We start from the raw sequence: 21,864 nt of genomic DNA on the forward strand, positions 1-21,864 counted from the left end.
AAAATGCCCAGCAATACTGGGCATTTTAATAGTTGTATGGTGCAAATTACTTATCTTGCTTTTGCAAGAACATAGCATCACCGTAACTGAAAAAGCGGTATTGCTTTGCGATTGCAGTTTGGTAGGCATTCATAATATGTTCTTGCCCTGCAAATGCACTCACTAGCATGATTAATGTCGATTCTGGCAAATGGAAGTTAGTCACCATGGCATCAACCACATTAAAGCGGTAACCAGGGTAAATGAAAATATCGGTATCGCCGTAAAGCGGAGCAATCTCGCCGCCATTGGCTTTTGCGGCAGATTCAAGTGAGCGCACTGACGTAGTCCCTACCGCTATAACTCTCCCTCCTCTCGCTTTCGCCGCTTTAATCGCCTGCACAACGTCTTCTGAGACTTCAATGTATTCTGAGTGCATGACATGCTCTTCCACCGAATCTACTCGCACAGGCTGAAATGTACCTGCACCAACATGTAAAGTCACAAAAGCCATCTCAACGCCTTTATCCTTTAGCTTGGCCATCAACTCATCGTCAAAGTGCAGTCCAGCTGTAGGCGCTGCAACAGCGCCTGGCTTCTCTCCATAAACAGTTTGATAACGCTCTTTGTCCTCATCATCATCAGGTCTGTCTATGTATGGTGGTAAAGGCATATGGCCAATTTTATCTAAAATCGCCAACACGTTTTCTTCGCCTTCAAACCTTAACTCAAATAACTCACCATGACGCTGAACCATTTCAGCGGTTGCTTGGCCTTCAAGCTCAATTTTAGTACCAGGCTTTGGCGACTTACTTGCTCTAACATGAGCGAGTACTGTCCGCTCATCAACGACACGTTCGACTAATACCTCTAATTTTCCACCACTGGCTTTTTGCCCAAACATGCGAGCAGGGATCACTTTTGTGTTATTAAAGATGATTAAATCTTCAGGGTTAATAAGCGCTACAATATCTTTAAAAATCTTGTGCTCGATTTCACCACTATTGCCATTTAAGGTAAGAAGACGACTGCTAGAACGCTCCTTCATTGGGTGTCTTGCAATCAACTCATCAGGAAGGTCAAAACTAAAGTCTGCTACGCGCATGGAAAAGCCTCATTTCGAAAATTGCGCCAAGTCTAGTGCGGTGTTTTAGCGAAATCAAGTGCTTGTAACCTTGCGTAAATACCTTTAACCTAGCGGGTCTAAAATGGCGTTCACTTAAAAGATTTTACGAAGTTAAAACACAAAGTGCTGTACAATCTTTATTCTTTAAGTTGAAACAATAGCTTATGCCTTTTAGCGCACATTTTATACCGTCAACCGTTGTAATCGTATGCCAGTATCTGGTGAGGTTTTTTTATTGTGTCTAGACAACTAACGTTGCTCATTGTTAACGCCAGTACTCACGAAACGCAAACTTTAACTAAAACGCTCAGCGTATTAGATGTCTTTACTATTATTACCAAATCTGACTCACAAGATGCTTTGAGTTTACTAAAAACTCAACCCGTCGACTTAGTGATTACCGGCCTCAACATCGGTAAAATTGACGGCTGGCGCTTTTCTCGTATGATACGTTCAGGCTTGCTCGCTACCTCAAAAAGTACGCCTATCGTACTTATTCCGCCAACTTATTGTGAGCGTATCGCTGAGACGACCGCGCGCAGCTACAGTATAGATGCCGTGCTACCGTTTGAGCGACAAGATATGCTGCCACAGATCTTGGCAAACGTATTGTCGACACATCTAGATAAAAGTAGCCGGCTCAACTTACTACTCCTTGAACCGGACCAAAATAAAGCTGAAAAAATTTGTGCGCATCTATCACATAATTTCTCTTGTACGCATGTAAATACAGCAAACAGTGCCCTATCGCTATTTCTTCAGGGTAACTATGCTATCGTCTTAATGGACACAACGACCAACCTTTCTGGCTCCGCTGACGAACTCGTAGAGAGCATTCTAAAACATAAACCTAGTCAAGCAATTGTGACCATTATTGACAAACGTGATGCCGATCATGCTGAACAACTATTACTACTTGGCGTAACCGACTTTGTTCGGGCACCATACGATATGCCATTTTTAAGTAAAGTATGTGATCACGCCGCACGGCGAGAAGACTTTATGGTGAGTTACGCTGAGTTTGCAAATAAGGTTGAACAGCTAAGCAGAAGTGAAAATCGTTATAAAGATTTGTTCTCCGCACACCAAAGGATCCTCCTTCATTTAAGAACGGTTGTGGTTGAACTTGATTTAGAAGGCGCGATTCGATTTATTAACCCAGCATGGGAATACCTGTCAGGGTTTGGGATAAAGTCTAGTTTGCATACCCAACTACATGACTATATCGCCAAAGAGGAACTAATAACGCTGCAAACCGTAATGCAAGAAATGCAAAATGGTGAGCGACAGCATGCTCAAATAGAATTACAGCTACGTCATAAAAACGGTCATCTCATTTGGGTGGAGTGCCGTTTGCAACTTATCAAAAATACATCTAGCTCCGTAGCTATCACTGCGACGCTTGATAACATTCATGAGCGCAAACAAGCAGAGTTGCAACTCAGACATTTAGCATTACACGATACACTGACAGGTTTGCATAATCGCTATTATTTTGACCAGCAACTTAATCAACTGTGTAATGAAGTAAAGTCTACCAATGATATTGAGCATGCCCTGATATACATCGACTTAGATCACTTTAAAATCATTAATGACAGCAAAGGTCATCAACAAGGCGATATTGTTCTAAAAGAAGTGTCAGAGCTGTTTGGGGATGAAATTGGAGAACAGCACCTCACGTTTCGTATTGGTGGTGATGAATTTGCAATTTTACTCAAACATACCGCTTTACTCGATGCCCATATGTATGCGGAAAGTATTTGTATGGCCATTGAAAAGCATAAGTTTCATTTCGAAGATAATGCCTACTCTATTAGTTGCTCGATTGGCTTGACCCAAATTAACAGTGACAATGCTGATCCCAATGAGTGTTTAAAGCAAGCTGATATTGCACTTTATATTGCAAAAAATCTGGGACGTAATCTAGTTCATTGTTACAACAAAGAAGATGAGCAGAACCAAACACTACAAATCGGCTTAGAGTGGGGTCACAGTGTCAGACAAGCGCTACAAAATGACAGTATAGAACTTCATTATCAACCTATTTGGGACTTCAAAAAACAACAAGTTGCGTATTACGAAGCCTTACTCAGATTGAAAATCAATGATGAAATCGTGTACCCCAATCAGTTTATCCCCGCATTGGAGCTTTTAAACGATACTTTTCTAATGGATCAATGCGTTATCAGAACTGCGATCAAGGCACTTTCAGAGTTTGATGTGCTCAGCCAAGTGGCGATTAACTTGTCTGCACACTCTTTTTTAGATGAGAGACTGCAACCACATATTCAAGCCTGTCTCACTGAGTATCAAGTAAGTGCGAATCGCGTTATATTCGAGATCACAGAATCAGCCAGTATTAATAATTTAAATGCAACACAGTCTATGATCAAAAATCTAAACGACTTAGGCTGCCATTTTGCTATTGATGATTTTGGAACAGGCTTTAGTACTTTTAGCTACCTGAAACAGCTTCCTGCACAGCATGTTAAGATTGACGGCTCCTTTGTACGAGACATGTTAAATGATCCTATCGACTTGGCTTTGGTCAAGGCTGTAAACGATATCAGTCACTCATTAGACAAGTGTTCGGTAGCCGAATACGTCGAAAATAAAGATATATTTCATAAACTTAGAGAGATTGGTGTGGATTATGGTCAAGGCTATTTTATCTCAAGGCCACTTCCCATCGAGCAGTTGGAATGCAACCTAAAAACTATTTTATCCCTAAAAACAGAGCAGTAACAACTTTATACTAAAGGTTACTTTTACTTCTTGCAAAGTTCACTATAATTAAAGATACCAGTTTAAAATGTCATCAATTTTTAAGGTAACACCTTAAAAATATAGACATTCAAAGGATTGAGCTACATCTTGCTATGGACTTCAAGGGGTAAATTATGCTGTCATTATCGCTTTTTTTAATACTTGCAAACTTGCTCATCGCATATCAGTGCTACCGTTATGCTAGTGCTAAGGGATATCCAGTAAAGTTATTCACGGGGCTTGGACTGCTACCCTATTTTAACTTGGTCGTGTGGGTATACTTACTCTTTCTACCGAACTTGACTACGGCCAAAAATATTGAACAAGCGTAACACTAGATTGCTCAATTTGACGTCTATTCGGAAATGAGTAGTCCGTGTCGATAACACCAGCATCGCTGCCTGCTATCGCCAAAGTGTCTACGTCCATTCAGACAAAGTACGTTGGAAAGTACTATATTTAATAAAAACAGCATGCCGCTACTCTTGGCATGCTGTTTTTATTAGGGTTCCCGATATAGCGCAGGACAATAACCTGAACTCGGCAAAAAGGTGATGCTCTCGCCACTATCCCTAACCACATCATGACATTTGCTTYGCACTAAGAAATATTTTTTGGCTAGAGTAATATTCCGCTGTAAAGCTTAGGTACTTTTGTTGATTAGCCTATTTCTAACTCTAAGTTCAGCTTATACCAATTTTCTTAATTAAGTGGTCTATTTTGAGGTGAGAAAATCTTGTCGATAACACCGCTTCCGCGTCCTGCTCACGCCGAGGTACCTACGTCCTGTAGGCAAGGCAAAAATTTTGCTATTTAGTTGTTCTAAATAAAAAATTTTTAACGCGGTTAGCGTCAGATATACTCCTTCAAATTGAGCAAGTATTAAGTCAAATTGGTATTAGTTAGAAGCGGTAGCTAACAGCCGCTTCTTGTAGCTCTGTTGCACTTTTCTTTCCAGTCACACATTGCTGTATCAATGATTTTGGATAGATACGTATTTGTTTGCTATTTGTGTTATTTGGTTCGCTGTAGATAAAACTAATATATTCATCATCAGGCAAGCTGCGTAAGCCGGCACCGTAATCACATAGACTGGTTGCTAAACTCATCGTAAGCGCTTCTTCGAGTGCTCGCTGCTGCTGTACTCTTTCCTTTTCCCTTTTCGCTCGAGATGCTTCTAGACTGCTCTTGAGTTTATCTTTTAAGGCTTTTAATTCGGTGTCTTTATGCGAGAGTTGCACAATACGTTTTTCGACTTCTTTTAAAGACTCACTAAACCTCTGGCTGTCGGCTTCCTGCTCATGCATTTTCGCAAACTCAAGTTCAGCCTTTTCGCGTTCAAGTTCTCGGAGTCTGATCCGGTTTTCTCTTTCTTGCTCAACAGCTTCTCTTACTTTTTCAGCACCCGCTCTTACTTTATCAGCAACATCGGCATAAGCTTCAGAGAAAGCCTCAGCAATTGGCTCTGAGACTTCTACTTCAGCAATCGCGATGTCTAAGTCTGGTAATTCAAACTCACCAATAGCGGCAACGTCGTCAAGGTTCTCTATATGTGATAGCCACTCTAGTCGATGTCGACGTTTCAATACTAATTCAAACACTGCTCCTTGGTCATGAAGGTAGTAACCAGAAACGCTGCGGACTTGATCTTGTGTGTCATGCTGTAGCGCACTAGTTAGTACACGTTCAAAAATAGCCACTTCACGCTGTAAAGATGGATTTGGCGACTCAGCCTGGACCAAGCCTGCACATAATGTTGCAGCTGCGCCTAGGCACAATGTAATTAACTTCATGGTTTACCTCGATACTGTGCTAAATTCTGCGTTGGTGTCTGCTCTACTTGCTCTGCAAGTTCATTTAGTTGCAATCTAAGTAGTGCTTGATCTTGCGCACGTTGCGCTTGGATAAGATCAACCAAGTTATTCATTGCTAAACTTCGTTCTTTGCGATTTTGCTCCACAACTTGGGTCACTAATCTGGAGAGTGCTTCTTGCTCTATCGGTTTCACTTCATCAAACTGGGATAAAACCTTCTGAATTACCTCTTGTTGCTTAGCCAACTGCCTTTGTTGCGCAGTCATTTGCTCGTGTAACCCCAAGTTTTGTAACCATAAACCTGCAACTCCCAATCCTACGACCAACCAAGCAGCTACAGTCGACAATGACCAAGTATCAGTATTTGACTGCTGAGTAAGTTGTGGTGGTGGTGTTTGCACTTGGTACGTCTTGGCATGTTGCTGCCATTGCGTTGCAGCTTGGAGCATGTCACGGTATTCACTGTTATTACGCAGCGCTGCTAATTCATCCTCTGTGATTGGCTTTCCCTCTAACCACTTTGCAAACAAAACATCCAATTTAGCCATGATCACGCACCTCTAGTTGCCCTTTCATTTTGCTAAGCGCGTTATAAAGTCGCGCCTTTACCGTGTTAGTCGATAGTTCAAGTTGCATAGCAATCTCTTCGAACGTGTAGTGTTGGAAAAACTTTAGTTCAACCACAATCCGTTGCTCAAAAGGAAGCTGTTTTAGTGCATCATAAATTTCTTGATTACTCTGCTGTTGAGCCACTCCAGCATCAGGTCCAGCTTGAAGTACCTCCGGCTCTTTCCCTTCAATAGATTCGAATTTCCGCTTACGCATATGGTCAACAATCCTTGCGTGGGTAATTTTAAATACCCAAGTTGAAAACTGAGAGTTACCATTAAATGTATGTAAATTACGGTGCATACTGATAAATACATCTTGTGCTATATCCAGCGCATCTTGCGGCTCACCCACGAGCCTTAAGCACTGGTTGTATACTCGACTGTGATGCTGTTTACATAATGATGCCCAAGCACCTTGATTGCCTTGTAGTGCTCTTTTTATTAATTGTTTTTCGCTATTAAAAAACACTCAGCTCACTCATTAATTCTTTTATCAGTTAATCGCTGCAAGTATTAAAAAAGTTGTATCAATAGAGAATTTTTTGAAAAAAGCACCATTACTGGTGCGATAGATAGGATTGAATCTTACTTCATAGTGTCAGCTTTGGCTTGACACTGTGATGAAATATAGCCTCTAACAAAATCACTAAACAGTCTAAAATCCCTGATCCGTCCAGTGGTACGGCGCCATATTAAGCCTATTTCCCTATAGGCATGATCCTGTGGAGGCGTTGCAATAAGGGGCTTACCTTGTAAGATTCCAGCATTAATGGCCATTTGTGGTAAAAAGGTGACACCATTTTTGTATTCGACCATGCTCAGTAATGTATGCAGATTTGCCGCCTCAAATGGGTTGATACACGCGCTACGATTTAAGTGGCAAGCGCTCAATGCGTGCCCCGTCATACAGTGTTCTTTTTCCAACAAAAAGACGCTTTGCTCTGGTAATAAATTAAAATCTTCTATTGGCTCAGGCACACTATAATCTGCATGACGAACTAAGCTAAAGTGATCTTTGGCTAAGACTTGAGTATGGAACTTATCCGTTCTATATGGCAATGCAAGCATCGCCATATCGATATGCCCATGCTCTAACTTATCTAATAGGTTATCACTGGTGTCTTCAACTAGCACTAGGTTAAGTGCTTCAAACTCTTTCTTACAAGCTTGATAAAGGGGTGCTGCAATAAAACTCGCAATAGTTGGAATAATACCTAAAGTTAGCTTACCAGAAAGTGGGGTTTTATAGCTTTTGGTCAGCTCTTTCACACTCATGGTGTCATCGATAATTTTCCGTGCTCGCTCTACCACTTCTTCGCCAATGTCAGTAAACATTAGGCTGCGATTTTCACGCTCAATAAGCTGACACCCAAGTGTTTCCTCAAGGTTTTGTATCGCGCTACTTAGCGTCGACTGGCCGATAAAGCAAGCTTCGGCTGCTCGGCCAAAGTGTTGATGCTGATGCACCGCAAGAAGGTATTGTAGTTGTTTGATACTGGGTAAATTCGTCACAAGCTTTACTCTTTATTTTCAACAGCACAAATAAAAAGACCCCAACACCAAAGGTGTTGAGATCTTTTCAAGCTAAAAGTCTGTCTTTTTGAAAAGGTGTGGTTTGCTTTTAAACGCCAAACACTAATCTCAAAATATAGAATATAACAATAGCAAGGGCAGCACCAACTGGCAATGTAATTACCCAAGAAACTACGATGTTACGGATAACACCCATATTCAATGCGGCAATACCACGAGCCATACCTACACCTAAAACTGCACCAACTAAGGTTTGAGTTGTCGAAATAGGGAGACCGGTACCAGAGGCGATAACAACTGTTGAGGCTGCTGCAAGCTCTGCTGCAAAACCACGGCTCGGAGTAAGGTGCGTAATACCTTCACCAATGGTCTTAATTACTTTTTTACCAAGAATCGCAAGGCCAGCAACAATACCCAAACCACCTAATGGTAAGATCCACCACGCAAGCGCCGCTTTCTTTGCAATTTCACCATCATTTTCAACAATATTTACTACTGCTGCTAGAGGACCGATTGCGTTTGCTACATCATTTGAACCATGTGCGAATGCCATACAACACGCTGTCAGCACCATCAGAATAGCAAATACTTTTTCAACGTTATTAAACTGCATTTGCTTATCTGCATTTGGATCCATCTTCAATTTAGAAATTGCAAATTTACCGATGATACCAATCACGATAGCGATACCGATTGCCAGCGCAAAACCTTCAAAAGTACCCATGTTGATACCGATGTGTTTTAGTCCCTTCTTAATGGTAACTAATGACATCACAAAGCCCGCTAGACCCATATAAATAGGGACGAAACGCTTGGCATTTTCTAGTGGTTTATTGGTATCAAAGATAAGCTTTTGTGCGCTCATGAAAATAAGATAGGCGATAAAGCCTGAAATAGCTGGAGTAATTATCCAACTACCAACTATTCCTGCAACCTTGCCCCACTGGATAGCTTCACTACCTACCGCGACCAGTGCGAAACCAATGATAGCACCGATAATTGAGTGCGTAGTTGATACCGGCCAGCCCAGCATAGAAGCTAATAATAACCAGCTACCTGCGGCAAATAATGCTGATATCATCCCCAATATCATAAGTTCAGGAATATCAATAAAAGGAGTTGAGTCAATGATCCCTTTTCGGATCGTTGATGTTACTTCGCCACCCGCAAGATAAGCACCCGCGAATTCAAAGATCATAGCAATAATAATTGCTTGTTTGATGGTAAGTGCTTTTGAACCTACCGAAGTACCCATCGCATTAGCAACATCATTTGCGCCAATACCATAAGCCATAAAGAAACCAACTGCTGCGGCAACTAAAACCAATACCGTGCCGTAGGATGCAATAAAATCCATAACAAACCTTACTTTATTTTAAAAGATCGATTTTTATTAACGAGCTAACATCAGCTCAAGACGTGAACCAACGCGCTCTGCAATATCCGCAAGGCCACCTACCCACTCGATGATTTTGTATAAGAACATCGCATCAATCGGGTTTAGCTCGCCTTCAACAGCACGTAGCTCTTGACGAATCTTTATTTGCATTTCATCGGTATCTTGCTCAATAGCATCTAACTCAACGAGCATTTTTTCAACGAGTGTAACCTCACGGCCTTTAAAACCAGTCTCAAGTAGCTCGTCAAGCTCATTGATTGCTTCAGATGCTTGTTTAGTCGCGTCTACACAACGGGTGACGTAAGCAAGAAAGTCTTTTTGAATGGATTCAGGGATCACCATTTCACGACCGATAACGCGACCGGCGATATCTTTAGCTTTGTTGGCAATCTTATCTTGGTGAGTAATTAGTTCCAGTAAGTCAGTCCGTTCTACTGGCATAAATAAACCGCGAGGCAACTGTAAGCGAACTTCACGCTTAAGTTCATCTGCTTCACGCTCAAGGTTTCGGATTTCAATGCGAATTGCATCCGCTTCCGCCCACTCCCCTTTGAAGACATGGTTAAAAAATGGGATCAAGGCCGCACTGGCCTGATGGACTATTTTTATATGCTCTTCAATTGGCTTAATAGGAGATTTAGCAAACACTCCTAAAAACGCGTTACTAGGCATAACTGACCCTTAAATCATATTTGTATGCATGTGCAAAGAGTAATTTTACAGCATTGAGCGCCGTTGTGAACGGTTTTATTACAAGTTTAGATGAACTTAACATGAAATTGCGCGCTCAATGCGCGCAACTACTTGATAAGCATCACAAGGTTTTTGCGATATCTTCTTGAGATGTATGACGAATATCTTTGCCATTTACAAAGTATATTACATATTCTGCAATATTCTGGCAGCGATCACCGATACGCTCTAATGAACGTACGGACCAAATTAAGTCCATAATTTTTGGAATAGAACGTGGGTCTTCCATCATATAAGTCATTATTTGACGTGTGACAGCTTCATACTCGCGGTCAACCTTTGCGTCCGCTTTGTGAACCTCAAATGCTTTTTGCGCATCCATACGCGCAAACGCATCTAATACATCGTGCAGCATCTGCGAGACTTGGCGTCCCATGTTATCAATATTTACCAATAAATCTTGCTGATCTTTGGTAAATGAATCGAGTGCTACTTTGGCTATTCGCTCAGCCTCGTCACCGATACGCTCAAGATCCGCGATGGTTTTTGCAATCGCAACGACTAAACGTAGGTCACTGGCAGCAGGCTGTCTTTTGGCGATAATTCGCGTGCACTCTTCGTCAATGTTGACTTCCATTGCATTGACTTTGTAGTCGTTCTGACTGACCTTTTTCGCCTTTTCAGCATCATTGTGGTTAACCGCATCAAGCGCTGTGTTTAGTTGCTGCTCTACCAGCCCACCCATACTGAGTACGTGATTTCTCACGTTTTCTAGCTCTTCGTTAAAGCGGCCAGAAATGTGCTTATTAATATTGTGTTCCATAATATTCTCCTCGCAAGCGCGTCTTAACCGTAACGACCAGTAATATAGTCTTCAGTTTTCTTCTTAGACGGCGTGGTGAATAGAGTATTGGTATCTGCATACTCGATTAACTCACCCATATACATAAACGCAGTTTGATCAGATACACGCGCAGCTTGCTGCATGTTATGTGTAACGATAACTACAGTATACTTGTTTTTCAGATCGTTAATGAGCTCTTCAATAACTAGCGTAGAAATTGGATCCAGTGCCGATGTTGGTTCATCAAGTAACAGTACCTCTGGTTCAATCGCAATTGAGCGAGCAATAACCAAACGCTGCTGCTGACCACCTGATAAACCAAAGGCACTGTCATGAAGTCGGTCTTTGACTTCGTCCCAAAGCGCAGCGCCGCGCAGTGATTTTTCAACCACTTCGTCTAACTTACGCTTGTCTTTGATACCTTGTAGGCGTAGGCCGTAAACCACATTCTCATAAATAGATTTAGGGAATGGATTTGGCCTTTGAAACACCATACCTACGTTGCGACGTAACGCTGCAACATCGACGCTCTTATCATAAATGTTCTGTCCTTGAAGATTGATTTCTCCTTCAATACGACAGCTATCAACCAGGTCGTTCATGCGGTTAATACAACGCAGTAATGTTGATTTACCACAACCTGATGGACCGATAAATGCGGTTACCTGCCCTTTTGGGATCAGCATGTTGACGTTGCTAAGAGCTTGTTTATCACCATAGTAAAGATCTAGGTTCTTGATCTCTAGTGCGGTGAGCTCTGGACTTAAATTTGCTAAATCAAGCTTGTTGTTAGCATTTGCTTGATTGACTTCTGGCGCTACTGTAATCATGTTTTTACCTGTTAAAAATCTTTACTATTAATGCTCTAGTGATCTGAACTTTTCGCGTAAGTGGTTACGAATACCGATAGCGGTAATGTTTAGTGCAATAATCACCGTAACCAGCAAGAACGCAGTTGCATAAACCAAAGGTCTTGCAGCTTCAACATTCGGGCTTTGGAAACCTACATCATAAATATGGAAGCCTAAGTGCATAAACTTACGATCCAAATGAATATAGGGGAAGTTTCCATCTAGCGGTAGTGTTGGTGCCATCTTTACCACCCCCACCAGCATCAGTGGTGCTACCTCACCAGCAGCTCGTGCTACCGCAAGGATAAGGCCAGTCATAATTGCAGGGCTTGCCATTGGTATAATGATCCGCCAAAGCGTTTCTGCTTGAGTTGCGCCAAGAGCCAATGAACCATGACGTACTGAACTTGGAATACGTGACAAACCTTCCTCTGTAGAAACAATAACTACAGGTAACGTTAAAATTGCCAATGTTAACGCTGACCAGATAACCCCTGGCGTACCAAATACAGGGCTTGGCGCTGCTTCAGGGTAGAACAGTTCGTCAATTGAGCCACCTAACATATAAACGAAGAAACCAAGACCAAATACACCATATACAATAGACGGTACACCTGCGAGGTTTATCACTGCGATACGTATCATCTTAGTGATCGCATTTTTTGCCGCATATTCATGCAAGTAAATTGCTGCGACCACACCAAATGGCGTCACAATCACTGCCATCAACATCACCATGAATACCGTACCGAAGATTGCAGGAAAAACCCCACCTTCGGTATTTGCTTCACGCGGATCGTCGCTTACAAACTTGCTAATTTGTACCAAGTAATGACCTACTTTAGCGAAAAAGCCCATATCATTTGGGAACCACACATCCAGCACTTGATACAATGGAAGTGTTACTTCTTCACCACGCATGTCGCGGACAACGACTTGGTCACGCTTTGCTTGCTTTCTTAGCTCAAAAAGGCGCTTCTCAAATACTTTGTAATCTTCACGCAACTCTGCACGACGAGCATTTAGCTCAGCTAGCCTCTCATCAGTCAGTTCGTTATCTAACTGATATGATTTTTCTTTTAAGCGTAAACGCTCAAGTTCATAGTTAATGTGGCCGATTTCACTGTTTTGAAGATCTAGCGCTTCTTCATTTAGGTCTACGGCGCGCTCAACTAACTCATGCAGTTTCTCAACTGGTTGCTCTACAACAGCCTTGCCATCTTCCAAAACACGGACGACATAGCCATAGAAGTTACCATTTTTACTGCGCTCAAATACAGCCAGATCAGCTGGTACTGTTTGACGCTTTATATCAGTGGACAAGACCCATCTAAAGTCAAGCTCCACATATTCACGGTTACCTGTTTTAACTAGCAAACGCTCTACATATTCGGCCTGATAGTCAGATAGGTCGTAACCTGCGGCCTCAAGTCGAGACTTTGGTACCATTTCGCGATCATAAATTTCACCGATCACTGTTTGCTGCGCAACGGATCCCTCTAATTGCATTTCTACCACTTGTGATGGCCAGAAAAAGCTAAGCCCTTTCCACGCTATCATTGCCAAGAGTCCAATGACCGAAATCAAACTAATACTGACCGCGCCACCTGTCATCCAGATCCACGGAGAACCTGACTTAAACCACTGCTTTACCATGTCATGTCACTCCAATTACATTGAACTATATTTTTCACGCAGCTGCTGGCGGACAAATTCAGCAACGGTGTTAAATACGAAAGTAAAAATAAATAATACAAAGGCAGCTAAGAACAAGATGCGGTAATGTGAGCTTCCCACTTCAGATTCTGGCATTTCAACCGCGATATTCGCTGCAAGCGTACGCATACCTTGGAATATACTCCAGTCCATAATTGGCGTGTTCCCCGTTGCCATTAATACAATCATGGTTTCGCCAACAGCGCGTCCTAAACCCATCATCACAGCAGAGAAGATACCAGGACTTGCTGTCAGTAATACAACGCGAACCAAAGTTTGCCACTGCGTAGCACCGAGTGCCAGTGAGCCATTTGAAAGGTGCTTGGGTACGCTAAATACCGCATCTTCAGCAATCGAGAAGATAGTAGGAATGACCGCAAAGCCCATTGCGATACCTACTACTAGGGAGTTACGCTGGTCAAATGTTAGACCTAGTTCATTAGTTAAATATTGGCGCACATTACCGCCAAACAACCAAGACTCAATACCACCGCTCATGGCAAACGAGAGCCAACCAACAATTAGTACCACTGGGATAAGCAAAATTGAATGCCACCCCTCAGGCACAACGTGCCTTATTTTTGCGGGTAATTTAGTCCAGCCAAATGCCGTTGCAATCATTGCTATTGGTAATAACACCAATAGAGCAACCACTGCTGGTAGATGAGTTTCAATTAAAGGRGCAAGCCAAAGACCCGCTAAAAAGCCCAAGATAACCGTTGGTAGTGCTTCCATAATTTCTACCGCTGGTTTAACGACTCGACGCAACTCACTGGACATAAAGTAAGCCGTGTAAATAGCTGACGCTAGCGCTATAGGTACTGCAAATAACATAGCGTACATTGCTGCTTTAATCGTACCGAATGAAATTGGTACTAGGGAAAATTTAGACTCAAAGTCATCGCTAGCTGATGTGGATTGCCAAGTGTAAGCAGGCTCTGGGTAACCTTCGTACCACACCTCTTGCCATAATGCAGACCACGTTACCTCTGGGTGTTCATTATGCAGTTCAACAACCGTCAAGGTATCATCAGCGAGTAGTAAAGCCGCGTTCGCACGTGGTGCAACAGCAAATTTTTGTATTGCTTTATCCGTCACTTTACCTTGCCATAAGTGTGCTTCACTGGTGGTGTAATACAGACCAAGTTCACCATTTTCATTGGTTGTGAAAAAAGTGCGACGATAAAACTCACTGAACAAGTTTACTCTTTTACTCTTGGGCGTCTCAAATGAGCGTATTTTGTCAAATTGACGTCCATTATCGGTATTGATTTCAAACCATTGAGACACTTCACCATTATCATTCGCAAGCATCAGCGAGTTTGCACCAGCGAGCAAATTCATATTGACTAAGTTGGCATTTTCTTCATTTGCTGCGAGTAATTGGAATAACTCTACTTCTGAAGCATACCGTGTATCAAACACATAGACTTGGTTAGCAGAACGAACAAAGGTGCGTGATGTGTCTGGTGAAATCAGTAGCTCGTCAACACGACCGTCTATATCCAACTCCGTGCGCTCAACCGCCCATTCAACTTCACCAGTAAACATATTCTCTTCAGCAACGTAAGAAGCAAAAATTACACGCTTGTCAGCTGTTTGCGCAACCACTGCAGTTTTGTCTTCAAAATGGCTAAACGCAAATTTGCGGATTGCTTGACCTTGCTCATCTACAATAAGTTGCTTGGCGTTTAGTGGGTAACTTAGACGTGGTGTCAATACACGTTGATTACCGGGAAAGCTGACCATAAACATGGGCTTGACTAGCTGCACTTGTCCATTATCAAGACCAAATGCATACTGACCCAAAAATGGGGCACTTTCCGCAAATGCAGTTACATTGCCATCAAGATCAACGTTAAGCGAGTCCAGTAGCTTACCAGCACCTTCGCCTTTGATTTGATAATAATCAACCGTACCGCTGCGGCTAAGTAAATAGGCAATTTCAGTTTGTTCTTCAACGCCGATACCCAGGTATTTCTGCTCTTGCACTAGCTGAATGTCCATTCTTTTTTCAACCTTTGCAGATTCAAAAATGGGCTGAACAACGTACAGTAAGTAAAAGAAGATAAGTAAAAGTGCGATTAAGACCATTACTCCACCGGAGGTAATGCCAAATTGTGCAAACCTGTCTTTGAATAGACGGCTTCTATCCGTTTTAAAGGATGGCTTTTGCGGATTGGAAGTCATCAATATACCCTTTGGTTTTAAAATTGCGGGCATTATATTTCATCAAGATGACAGTTGTGTTACACCCAATACACAATTGCACGTTATTCAATTACCTTAGAGCAGAGTTTTATTATCAAAAAAAACAAACCAAACTGAACAAAAAACAGCCTCCATGTTAAGCTAGAGTAAAGGCCTAAATTTCGTTGCATTTCTTTACATTAAGTGTTTCCAGAGACTGGACAAAGCCAGTATTTAGACTAGTCTAAATCATGCGCCGAATTCGTTTTTTCGCCTACGGGCGCCACAAAAAAAGAGACATGATATGAAGCAGTTAATATTAACACTTATAGGTAAGGACCAGCCGGGTCTCGTCGAGAAAATATCATCTACAATTCTTTCTCACCATGGTAATTGGTTAACGAGTAATTTAAGTCATTTAGCAGGTCACTTTGCAGGTATAGTGCAAATTGAAGTCGCTGAAGAACATTTGCAAGAAATACAAGAGGCACTGTACGCGCTACCTGATTTAGAGGTAAAAATAGAGTCAGGCGAAACGTCAGCAACACAGGCAGAGCCCGACACGCTCAATTTAGTGATTACTGGTAATGACAGACCGGGAATAGTCCAAGAGCTCGCGACTGTTATTCGCCATAAAGGGGCGAATATTACCCACCTCACATCGAAACAACGCAGTGCACCGAATTGGGGACTCCCTATTTTTAGCGCTTTTGCCACAGTTACTTTACCCGTTGGCATGGTGAAAGAAAACGTCGTAGATGCACTTGAATCAATCACCAGTGATTTGATTGTCGACATAGAAGAGAGCTAAAAGCTGCACTATACTCAAGATAGTCTTATGGCAAACACAACAGGCGCGTCGTGTTTGTCATAATAGTGTCATACACCCTGCTTAAGCTGTAGAAAAGCTGTACCTATGGAAAGCACAATGCAGGCCGTATCTTTAGAGCATAAAACCATCACATACTTTGCCAAAGAATTAAGCTGGCTCTCGTTTAACGAACGCGTTTTACAAGAAGCCAAGGATCCCGCTAATCCGATCATCGAACGGATCCGATTTCTTGGTATCTTTTCCAATAACTTAGATGAATTTTTTCAAGTACGAGTCGCAGACGTTAAACGTCGTATCCTGCTAAATAACTTACCTGATACTAACTTTGACGAAGATGAGGCACTACTTGCTGACATTCAAAAAAAAGTACTAGAACTCGGTAAAAAGTTCAATGCCATATACGCTCAAATATTGAAGGACTTGAATGAGCATAATATTCACGTTGAACAGCCTGAAGCATTATCTGATTTTCATAAAAATTGGTTAGCAAATTATTTCAAAGATCAAGTTTTGCCACACTTGCTACCGATGATGATTAATGAGAGTAAAGACTATTCAGACAATATTAATGACACCATGACTTATCTGTTCGTTGAGCTCAATGGTGAAAAGCAGCACCATGCTTTTTTAGAGGTTCCGACTGATCGCCTAAACCGCTTTGTACAGCTCCCTCCTGAAAAAACACGCCGACATAAAACGATTGTTTTACTGGATGATGTCGTGCGCTTTTTTATTGCCGACGTGTTCAAGAGTTTCTTTAAATTCGAACGTATCGACGCTTACTCGATGAAACTCACCCGAGATGCTGAATACAACTTAGACGATGAATTAGAAGAAGGCGTACTTGATACGATGTCTAAGGGCCTCAAACAGCGCCTTTATGCTGAACCTGTGAGGCTTGTATACGAAGAGACAATGCCTGAAGAAATGCTCAAGCTGATGAAAAAACGATTAGGTGTTACCGGCCAAGACGCTATGATCCCAGCAGGTCGCTATCGTAACTTCAGAGACTTTATTTCATTTCCAAATGTTGGCCGTGGCTACTTAGAAAATAAACCATTACCGCCACTACAAAGCGCAGCTTTTAGCAAATATAGCAGTGTCTTTAGAGCAATATCTGCTCAGGATATTTTGCTGTATTATCCGTATCACACCTTTAATCATATGCTTGAGTATGTGCGTCAAGCTGCATTCGATCCACGAGTGACCCAAATAAAGGTAAATATCTATCGTGTTGCAAAACAGTCTCGGCTGATTGCCTCTTTGGTCAGTGCAGCAAAAAATGGTAAAAAAGTTACCGTAATGGTTGAGCTAAAAGCGCGGTTTGATGAACAAAATAACATTGAGTGGGCAAAGCTTATGAGCGAGTATGGCATCAAAGTGATGCTCGGGATCCCGGCACTCAAAGTACACAGCAAGCTGTGTGTGGTACACCGCAAAGAAAAAGGAAAAATAGTAAAGTACGCGCATATTGGTACTGGTAACTTCCACGAAAAAACGGCGCGTATCTACACCGACTTTAGCTTATTCACTAAACATCCCGATATTACAGAAGAATGTGATAGTGTCTTTCGTTTTATCGAAAGTAGTTATTTGCCATTTAAGTTTGACCACCTAATGATTTCACCACTTAATGCTCGTAGTAAAATTACTGAGTTAATTGATGATGAAATCAAACACTCAGAGCAAGGGCGAAGCGGAAAAGTAACAATAAAAATTAATAACTTAGTCGATAAACAGCTTGTTGATAAACTATATGAAGCATCTCGAAAAGGGGTAAAGATCCGCCTGATTGTGCGCGGTATGTGCGCGCTTATACCGGGATTACATCAATTTAGCGATAACATCAAAGTCATTAGTATTGTCGATAGGTTTTTAGAACACCCTAGAGTAATGATATTTGATAATAATGGCGAGCCACGAGTGTTTATCTCATCTGCTGACTGGATGACCCGCAACCTTGACCACCGCGTTGAAGTGGGCACCCCTATTTATGCAGAGCATTTGAAAAAGCTTATCATCGACGTCATTGAGTTGCAGTTTAAAGATAGAACGAAAGCAAGAGTCATTGACGCTGAACAGAAGAATCTGTACGTTCGCCGTGGCAACCGTAAAAAAATTCGTTCTCAAATTGCGATTTATGACCATCTAAAAAAATGGGAATCACAGCAATTGACGGGAACTAAAGAGTAAACTTGTTAGGATTAATGTATGCGCGACTACCCTTCTATTGCAGCTGTGGATTTAGGTTCAAATAGTTTTCACCTTGTTGTTGCAAGAGAAGTTGATGGTCGCTTACAACTGCTCCATAAAGAGAAACAAAGAGTTTACTTGGCCTCTGGTCTGGACAGCAACTTTAATCTCAGTGACGAAGCTATCGCAAGAGCACTAGATACCTTGTCACAATTTGCGACAACTTTGCATGGCTTTCCAAAAGAGTCTGTTCAAGTAGTAGCGACTTATACATTACGAAATTGCAAAAATCTCAATTACTTTCTTGCCAAAGCAAAACAAGTTTTTCCCTACCCGATTAATGTAATTTCTGGTCAAGAAGAAGCGCGTCTTATTTATCAAGGTGTAGCAAATTACGAACATGATACGCACAACCGCTTAGTTATCGATATAGGCGGTGGCAGTACAGAACTGGTGATAGGACAACACCTGACCCATAAGCTTTTGAGTAGTCGTAATGTGGGCTGTGTGACCATGAATAAAGCATATTTTGCTGATGGCAAGTTATCAGCAAAACGCTTTAAAAAAGCAGAGATCAAGGCCGAACAGCATATTGAGAGTATTGCTGCTAGCTACTTAAAACTTGGCTGGAATACGGTGATAGGCACCTCTGGAACTATCAAAACTATTGCAGCTATGGTCGCTGAGTTAACCGCGAGTGATGAGATAACACTTGCAAAGCTTGAGCAAATAAAGCAACTCTTTATTGACGCCCAGCATATTAATAACGTCACTTTAAAATCACTGCCAGAAGAAAGAAAAGTCAGTATTTCCGGTGGCCTTGCAGTATTAATTGCATTATTCCGACAGCTACACATTGCAGCCATGCGTCTAAGTGATTATGCGCTTAGAGAAGGCTTATTATTTGAAATACATCAAACGGAAGCATTTGATATTCGAACCCGAACTATCAATGCTTTTAGTGACCACTACAACATAGATAAATTACATGCTGACAATATATGTGAAACTATTCTGTTGTTTACATCGCAACTGAAAACCCACTGGCCGTTATCAAACTACGATGTAGAAATGCTTTGCTGGGCAGCAAAACTGCATGAGGTAGGCCTCGCGATCAACTCATCAGGAATGCATAAACACGGGGCGTATATTGTTAGACACAGTCAACTGCCAGGCTTTACGCAAGCTCAGCAATTAACACTCAGCGCATTGGTACGATTTTATCGAAAGAAAATTAAATTACCTGAATTACTTGAGCTTATTGAAGGGGAATTAAGTCATTTTAGCCGCCTATTGGCAATTTTTCGCTTGAGTATACTAGTGAACCAAAAGCGTCAGCAGGAGCAACTTCCTGAACTTAGTATCGCAGCCCTAGACAATACGCTAGTGTTGCACGTTGGAGCAAAGTGGCTTGCTTCCCATTCATTATTTGAAGCCGATTTAGAACAAGAGCAGGGATATTTAAAAGCATTGGGGATCCAGCTGACATTCTAAAGATTAGGACATCAAGGCGCTGGCGATGACAGTGCTATCAACAGGTTTTTTGTCTCAAAATAGCAAACTTAGTTAAGAGATATAATCAAGCAATCATAATGGATAACAGCAACAAAGAAATATACAGCGACTCAAAGTAGAGGTTTTATACCAATTTGCTTAATTAAGTGGTCTATTTTGAGGCGAAAAAATCTTGTCGATAACTAGGAAAAAATTTTGCTATTTAGTTGTTCTAAATGAGAAATTTTTAACGCTGTTAGCGTCAGATTTACTCCTTCAAATTGAGCAAGTATTAAGTCAAATTGGTATTATTCAATCTCTTCGGTAACGATGGAGAGAATATCATCCGCATACGCTCTACTAGCGAGCGCCATATCATATAAATAGTTGGTTGGTGTGGCAGGTCTAATCGCTTTTAGTATACGCTCGGCTTCTTTCCAATCGTTCCGCTCAATTTCAAACGCCAAACGCAAAGCGCCCCCCAGCAACCCCTGATAGCTCAGCAGTGCACTTGAGAGTGAATCATCAAGTGAAAACTCAGATGCAATAACAGCAAGCTCGACATCGAGGATAACATCCAAAATAGACATCAATCCCAATAAGTAGCCCGTTTCAGCCATTTCTTCACCACCAGGCATGAGAAAGGTCTCTACAAATTTAGCACGAACTAAGCCCATTCTAGTAAGCTCACTTGGCTTATCAGAGCCAAGTTCACTCAGCGCAAGAACTTTAACAAACTGTCTTATTGCATCTTCACCGAGATATACAACCGCTTGAGAAATTGACTTAATTTCTAATCTTTCTTCTCCAGCTCTGGCATTGGCAAGCTTCAATAATCTGGCTGTTAAGCTAAGATCTTTACTCACCCGAGATTGTATTTCTTTGAAACAAAGTGATTTTTTGGCTGTCGCCTGTAGCAGCTGGAATACCACCATTTTTGATGGTTCAACATTACCGTGATTGAGCATTTCCGGTTTAGCGAAAAAGAAGCCTTGAAAATAGTCAGCGCCTGAGGTTTTGATAAGCTCAAATTCGTCTTTTGTTTCGATCCGCTCAACAATGACTTTTATATCAGGAAACTGTCGCTTCAGCCGCTTCACAGCCATATTTGTTTTTATGATCGGCTGCTCAACTTCCACTTTGACAAACTCCACTAGCGGTAATAACGGCTCCCACTTAGCATCGCCATCATAATCATCCAGAGCAAAGCGGTAGCCTTTTTGCGTGAGTTTAGTCACAGTATTTACTAGAGAAGGAATATCTTTTGAGCGCTCTACTATCTCGATCACAATTTTTTGTGGGGAAAGCAGTTTTGGCAACTCTTGTAATAGTGATTCATCGGAGAGATTAATAAAGGCTAACTGCCCTGCGGCTAATCGGTCTACCCCGATAAACATAAGCGAGTTAAAGAACATTCGGCCGGTTGCTTGACCATCGCTCACCCCAACAGGAAACGCGTTATTGTCTGAGTCACGATAAAGCAGCTCATAGGCAAAAACTTCCTGATCAGGCCGCAAAATAGCCTGCCTAGCAATATACTGTACTGCTGATTTGCGAATTTCAGTCACCGGACCACTCATTAACATTCGTATCCTTTAGAAGCCAAAAGGAAACCACGTATCTGGAAGCGTATAATATGGTTACGCCTTGGGCAATAAAAAGTTTCTATATTTTACAACACTTATAACCAAAAGTTACCACCTATTCATTTTAAGTGTGGTTTTACAGCAGCTTGGTTGCAATATAGATAAAACAGATAGTACTTGACCTGAACTTGGAGCAGGAAATGAGTTATACCAAGTCTAGGTTACTTATTAAAA

The 21,864-nt window shown here is 41.7% G+C and carries 17 protein-coding genes; 5 read left to right on the forward strand and 12 right to left on the reverse strand.

The features are described 5' to 3' along the window. Nucleotides 1-46: 46 nt before the first annotated feature. Nucleotides 47-1,084, reverse strand: a complete 1,038-nt coding sequence (gene queA / locus EAG18_RS09405; protein WP_125252128.1) for a tRNA preQ1(34) S-adenosylmethionine ribosyltransferase-isomerase QueA — start codon at nt 1,082-1,084, stop codon at nt 47-49. Between the two features lie 258 nt (nt 1,085-1,342). Here queA and EAG18_RS09410 point away from each other — a divergent pair, with 258 nt between their 5' ends. Then, the gene (locus EAG18_RS09410; protein ID WP_125252129.1) at nt 1,343-3,853 is read left to right on the forward strand and encodes an EAL domain-containing protein; all 2,511 of its coding nucleotides are present in this window, start codon (nt 1,343-1,345) and stop codon (nt 3,851-3,853) included. Nucleotides 3,854-4,008: 155 nt separating this feature from the next. Further along, nucleotides 4,009-4,206: a hypothetical protein gene (locus EAG18_RS22335; RefSeq protein ID WP_125252130.1), complete on the forward strand. Its 198-nt coding sequence runs from the start codon at nt 4,009-4,011 to the stop codon at nt 4,204-4,206. A gap of 570 nt (nt 4,207-4,776) precedes the next feature. Here EAG18_RS22335 and EAG18_RS09420 read toward each other — a convergent pair. The 10 genes from EAG18_RS09420 to EAG18_RS09465 all read right to left on the reverse strand — a co-directional run bounded on the left by EAG18_RS09420 (nt 4,777) and on the right by EAG18_RS09465 (nt 15,525). Continuing rightward, nucleotides 4,777-5,667 carry a hypothetical protein gene (locus EAG18_RS09420; RefSeq protein WP_125252131.1) on the reverse strand — a complete coding sequence of 297 codons (891 nt, stop codon included), beginning with the start codon at nt 5,665-5,667 and terminating at the stop codon, nt 4,777-4,779. Further along, nucleotides 5,664-6,236, reverse strand: a complete 573-nt coding sequence (locus EAG18_RS09425) for a hypothetical protein (protein ID WP_125252132.1) — start codon at nt 6,234-6,236, stop codon at nt 5,664-5,666. The genes EAG18_RS09420 and EAG18_RS09425 overlap by 4 nt, the downstream gene beginning before the upstream one ends. Continuing rightward, nucleotides 6,229-6,768, reverse strand: coding sequence for an RNA polymerase sigma factor (locus EAG18_RS09430; protein WP_125252133.1), 540 nt, complete (start codon nt 6,766-6,768; stop codon nt 6,229-6,231). The genes EAG18_RS09425 and EAG18_RS09430 overlap by 8 nt, the downstream gene beginning before the upstream one ends. 116 nt (nt 6,769-6,884) lie before the next feature. Then, a complete protein-coding gene (locus EAG18_RS09435) occupies nt 6,885-7,811 on the reverse strand; it encodes a hydrogen peroxide-inducible genes activator (RefSeq protein ID WP_125252134.1) in 927 nt (308 codons plus the stop codon). Between the two features lie 109 nt (nt 7,812-7,920). Continuing rightward, nucleotides 7,921-9,189 carry an inorganic phosphate transporter gene (locus tag EAG18_RS09440; RefSeq protein WP_125252135.1) on the reverse strand — a complete coding sequence of 423 codons (1,269 nt, stop codon included), beginning with the start codon at nt 9,187-9,189 and terminating at the stop codon, nt 7,921-7,923. A 36-nt stretch (nt 9,190-9,225) separates the two neighbouring features. Further along, nucleotides 9,226-9,903: a TIGR00153 family protein gene (locus EAG18_RS09445; RefSeq protein WP_125252136.1), complete on the reverse strand. Its 678-nt coding sequence runs from the start codon at nt 9,901-9,903 to the stop codon at nt 9,226-9,228. Between the two features lie 142 nt (nt 9,904-10,045). Continuing rightward, on the reverse strand, nt 10,046-10,747 hold the full coding sequence (phoU, locus tag EAG18_RS09450) for a phosphate signaling complex protein PhoU (RefSeq protein ID WP_010607158.1): 702 nt from the start codon (nt 10,745-10,747) through the stop codon (nt 10,046-10,048). 23 nt (nt 10,748-10,770) lie between these two features. After that, entirely contained in the window at nt 10,771-11,598 is an 828-nt protein-coding gene (pstB, locus tag EAG18_RS09455) for a phosphate ABC transporter ATP-binding protein PstB (RefSeq protein ID WP_125252137.1), read from the reverse strand. Between the two features lie 27 nt (nt 11,599-11,625). Further along, entirely contained in the window at nt 11,626-13,275 is a 1,650-nt protein-coding gene (gene pstA, locus EAG18_RS09460) for a phosphate ABC transporter permease PstA (protein ID WP_125252138.1), read from the reverse strand. Nucleotides 13,276-13,290: 15 nt separating this feature from the next. Beyond that, nucleotides 13,291-15,525, reverse strand: coding sequence for an ABC transporter permease subunit (locus tag EAG18_RS09465; RefSeq protein ID WP_125252139.1), 2,235 nt, complete (start codon nt 15,523-15,525; stop codon nt 13,291-13,293). A 304-nt stretch (nt 15,526-15,829) separates the two neighbouring features. Between EAG18_RS09465 and EAG18_RS09470 the strand changes: the two genes are divergently transcribed. From EAG18_RS09470 to EAG18_RS09480, 3 genes are all read left to right on the forward strand, one after another. Then, nucleotides 15,830-16,336, forward strand: coding sequence for an ACT domain-containing protein (locus tag EAG18_RS09470; protein WP_125252140.1), 507 nt, complete (start codon nt 15,830-15,832; stop codon nt 16,334-16,336). A gap of 117 nt (nt 16,337-16,453) precedes the next feature. Beyond that, a complete protein-coding gene (gene ppk1 / locus EAG18_RS09475) occupies nt 16,454-18,550 on the forward strand; it encodes a polyphosphate kinase 1 (RefSeq protein WP_125252141.1) in 2,097 nt (698 codons plus the stop codon). Between the two features lie 18 nt (nt 18,551-18,568). Continuing rightward, a complete protein-coding gene (locus EAG18_RS09480; protein WP_125252142.1) occupies nt 18,569-20,044 on the forward strand; it encodes an exopolyphosphatase in 1,476 nt (491 codons plus the stop codon). A 308-nt stretch (nt 20,045-20,352) separates the two neighbouring features. On the opposite strand, the gene EAG18_RS09485 is transcribed toward EAG18_RS09480, so the two are convergent. Further along, nucleotides 20,353-21,630 (reverse strand): HDOD domain-containing protein, encoded by a 1,278-nt coding sequence (locus tag EAG18_RS09485; RefSeq protein ID WP_125252143.1) that lies wholly within the window; start codon nt 21,628-21,630, stop codon nt 20,353-20,355. Nucleotides 21,631-21,864 lie beyond the last annotated feature (234 nt).

Origin of the sequence: Pseudoalteromonas sp. J010, from assembly GCF_003934235.1 — a bacterium.
Taxonomy (GTDB): domain Bacteria; phylum Pseudomonadota; class Gammaproteobacteria; order Enterobacterales; family Alteromonadaceae; genus Pseudoalteromonas; species Pseudoalteromonas peptidolytica.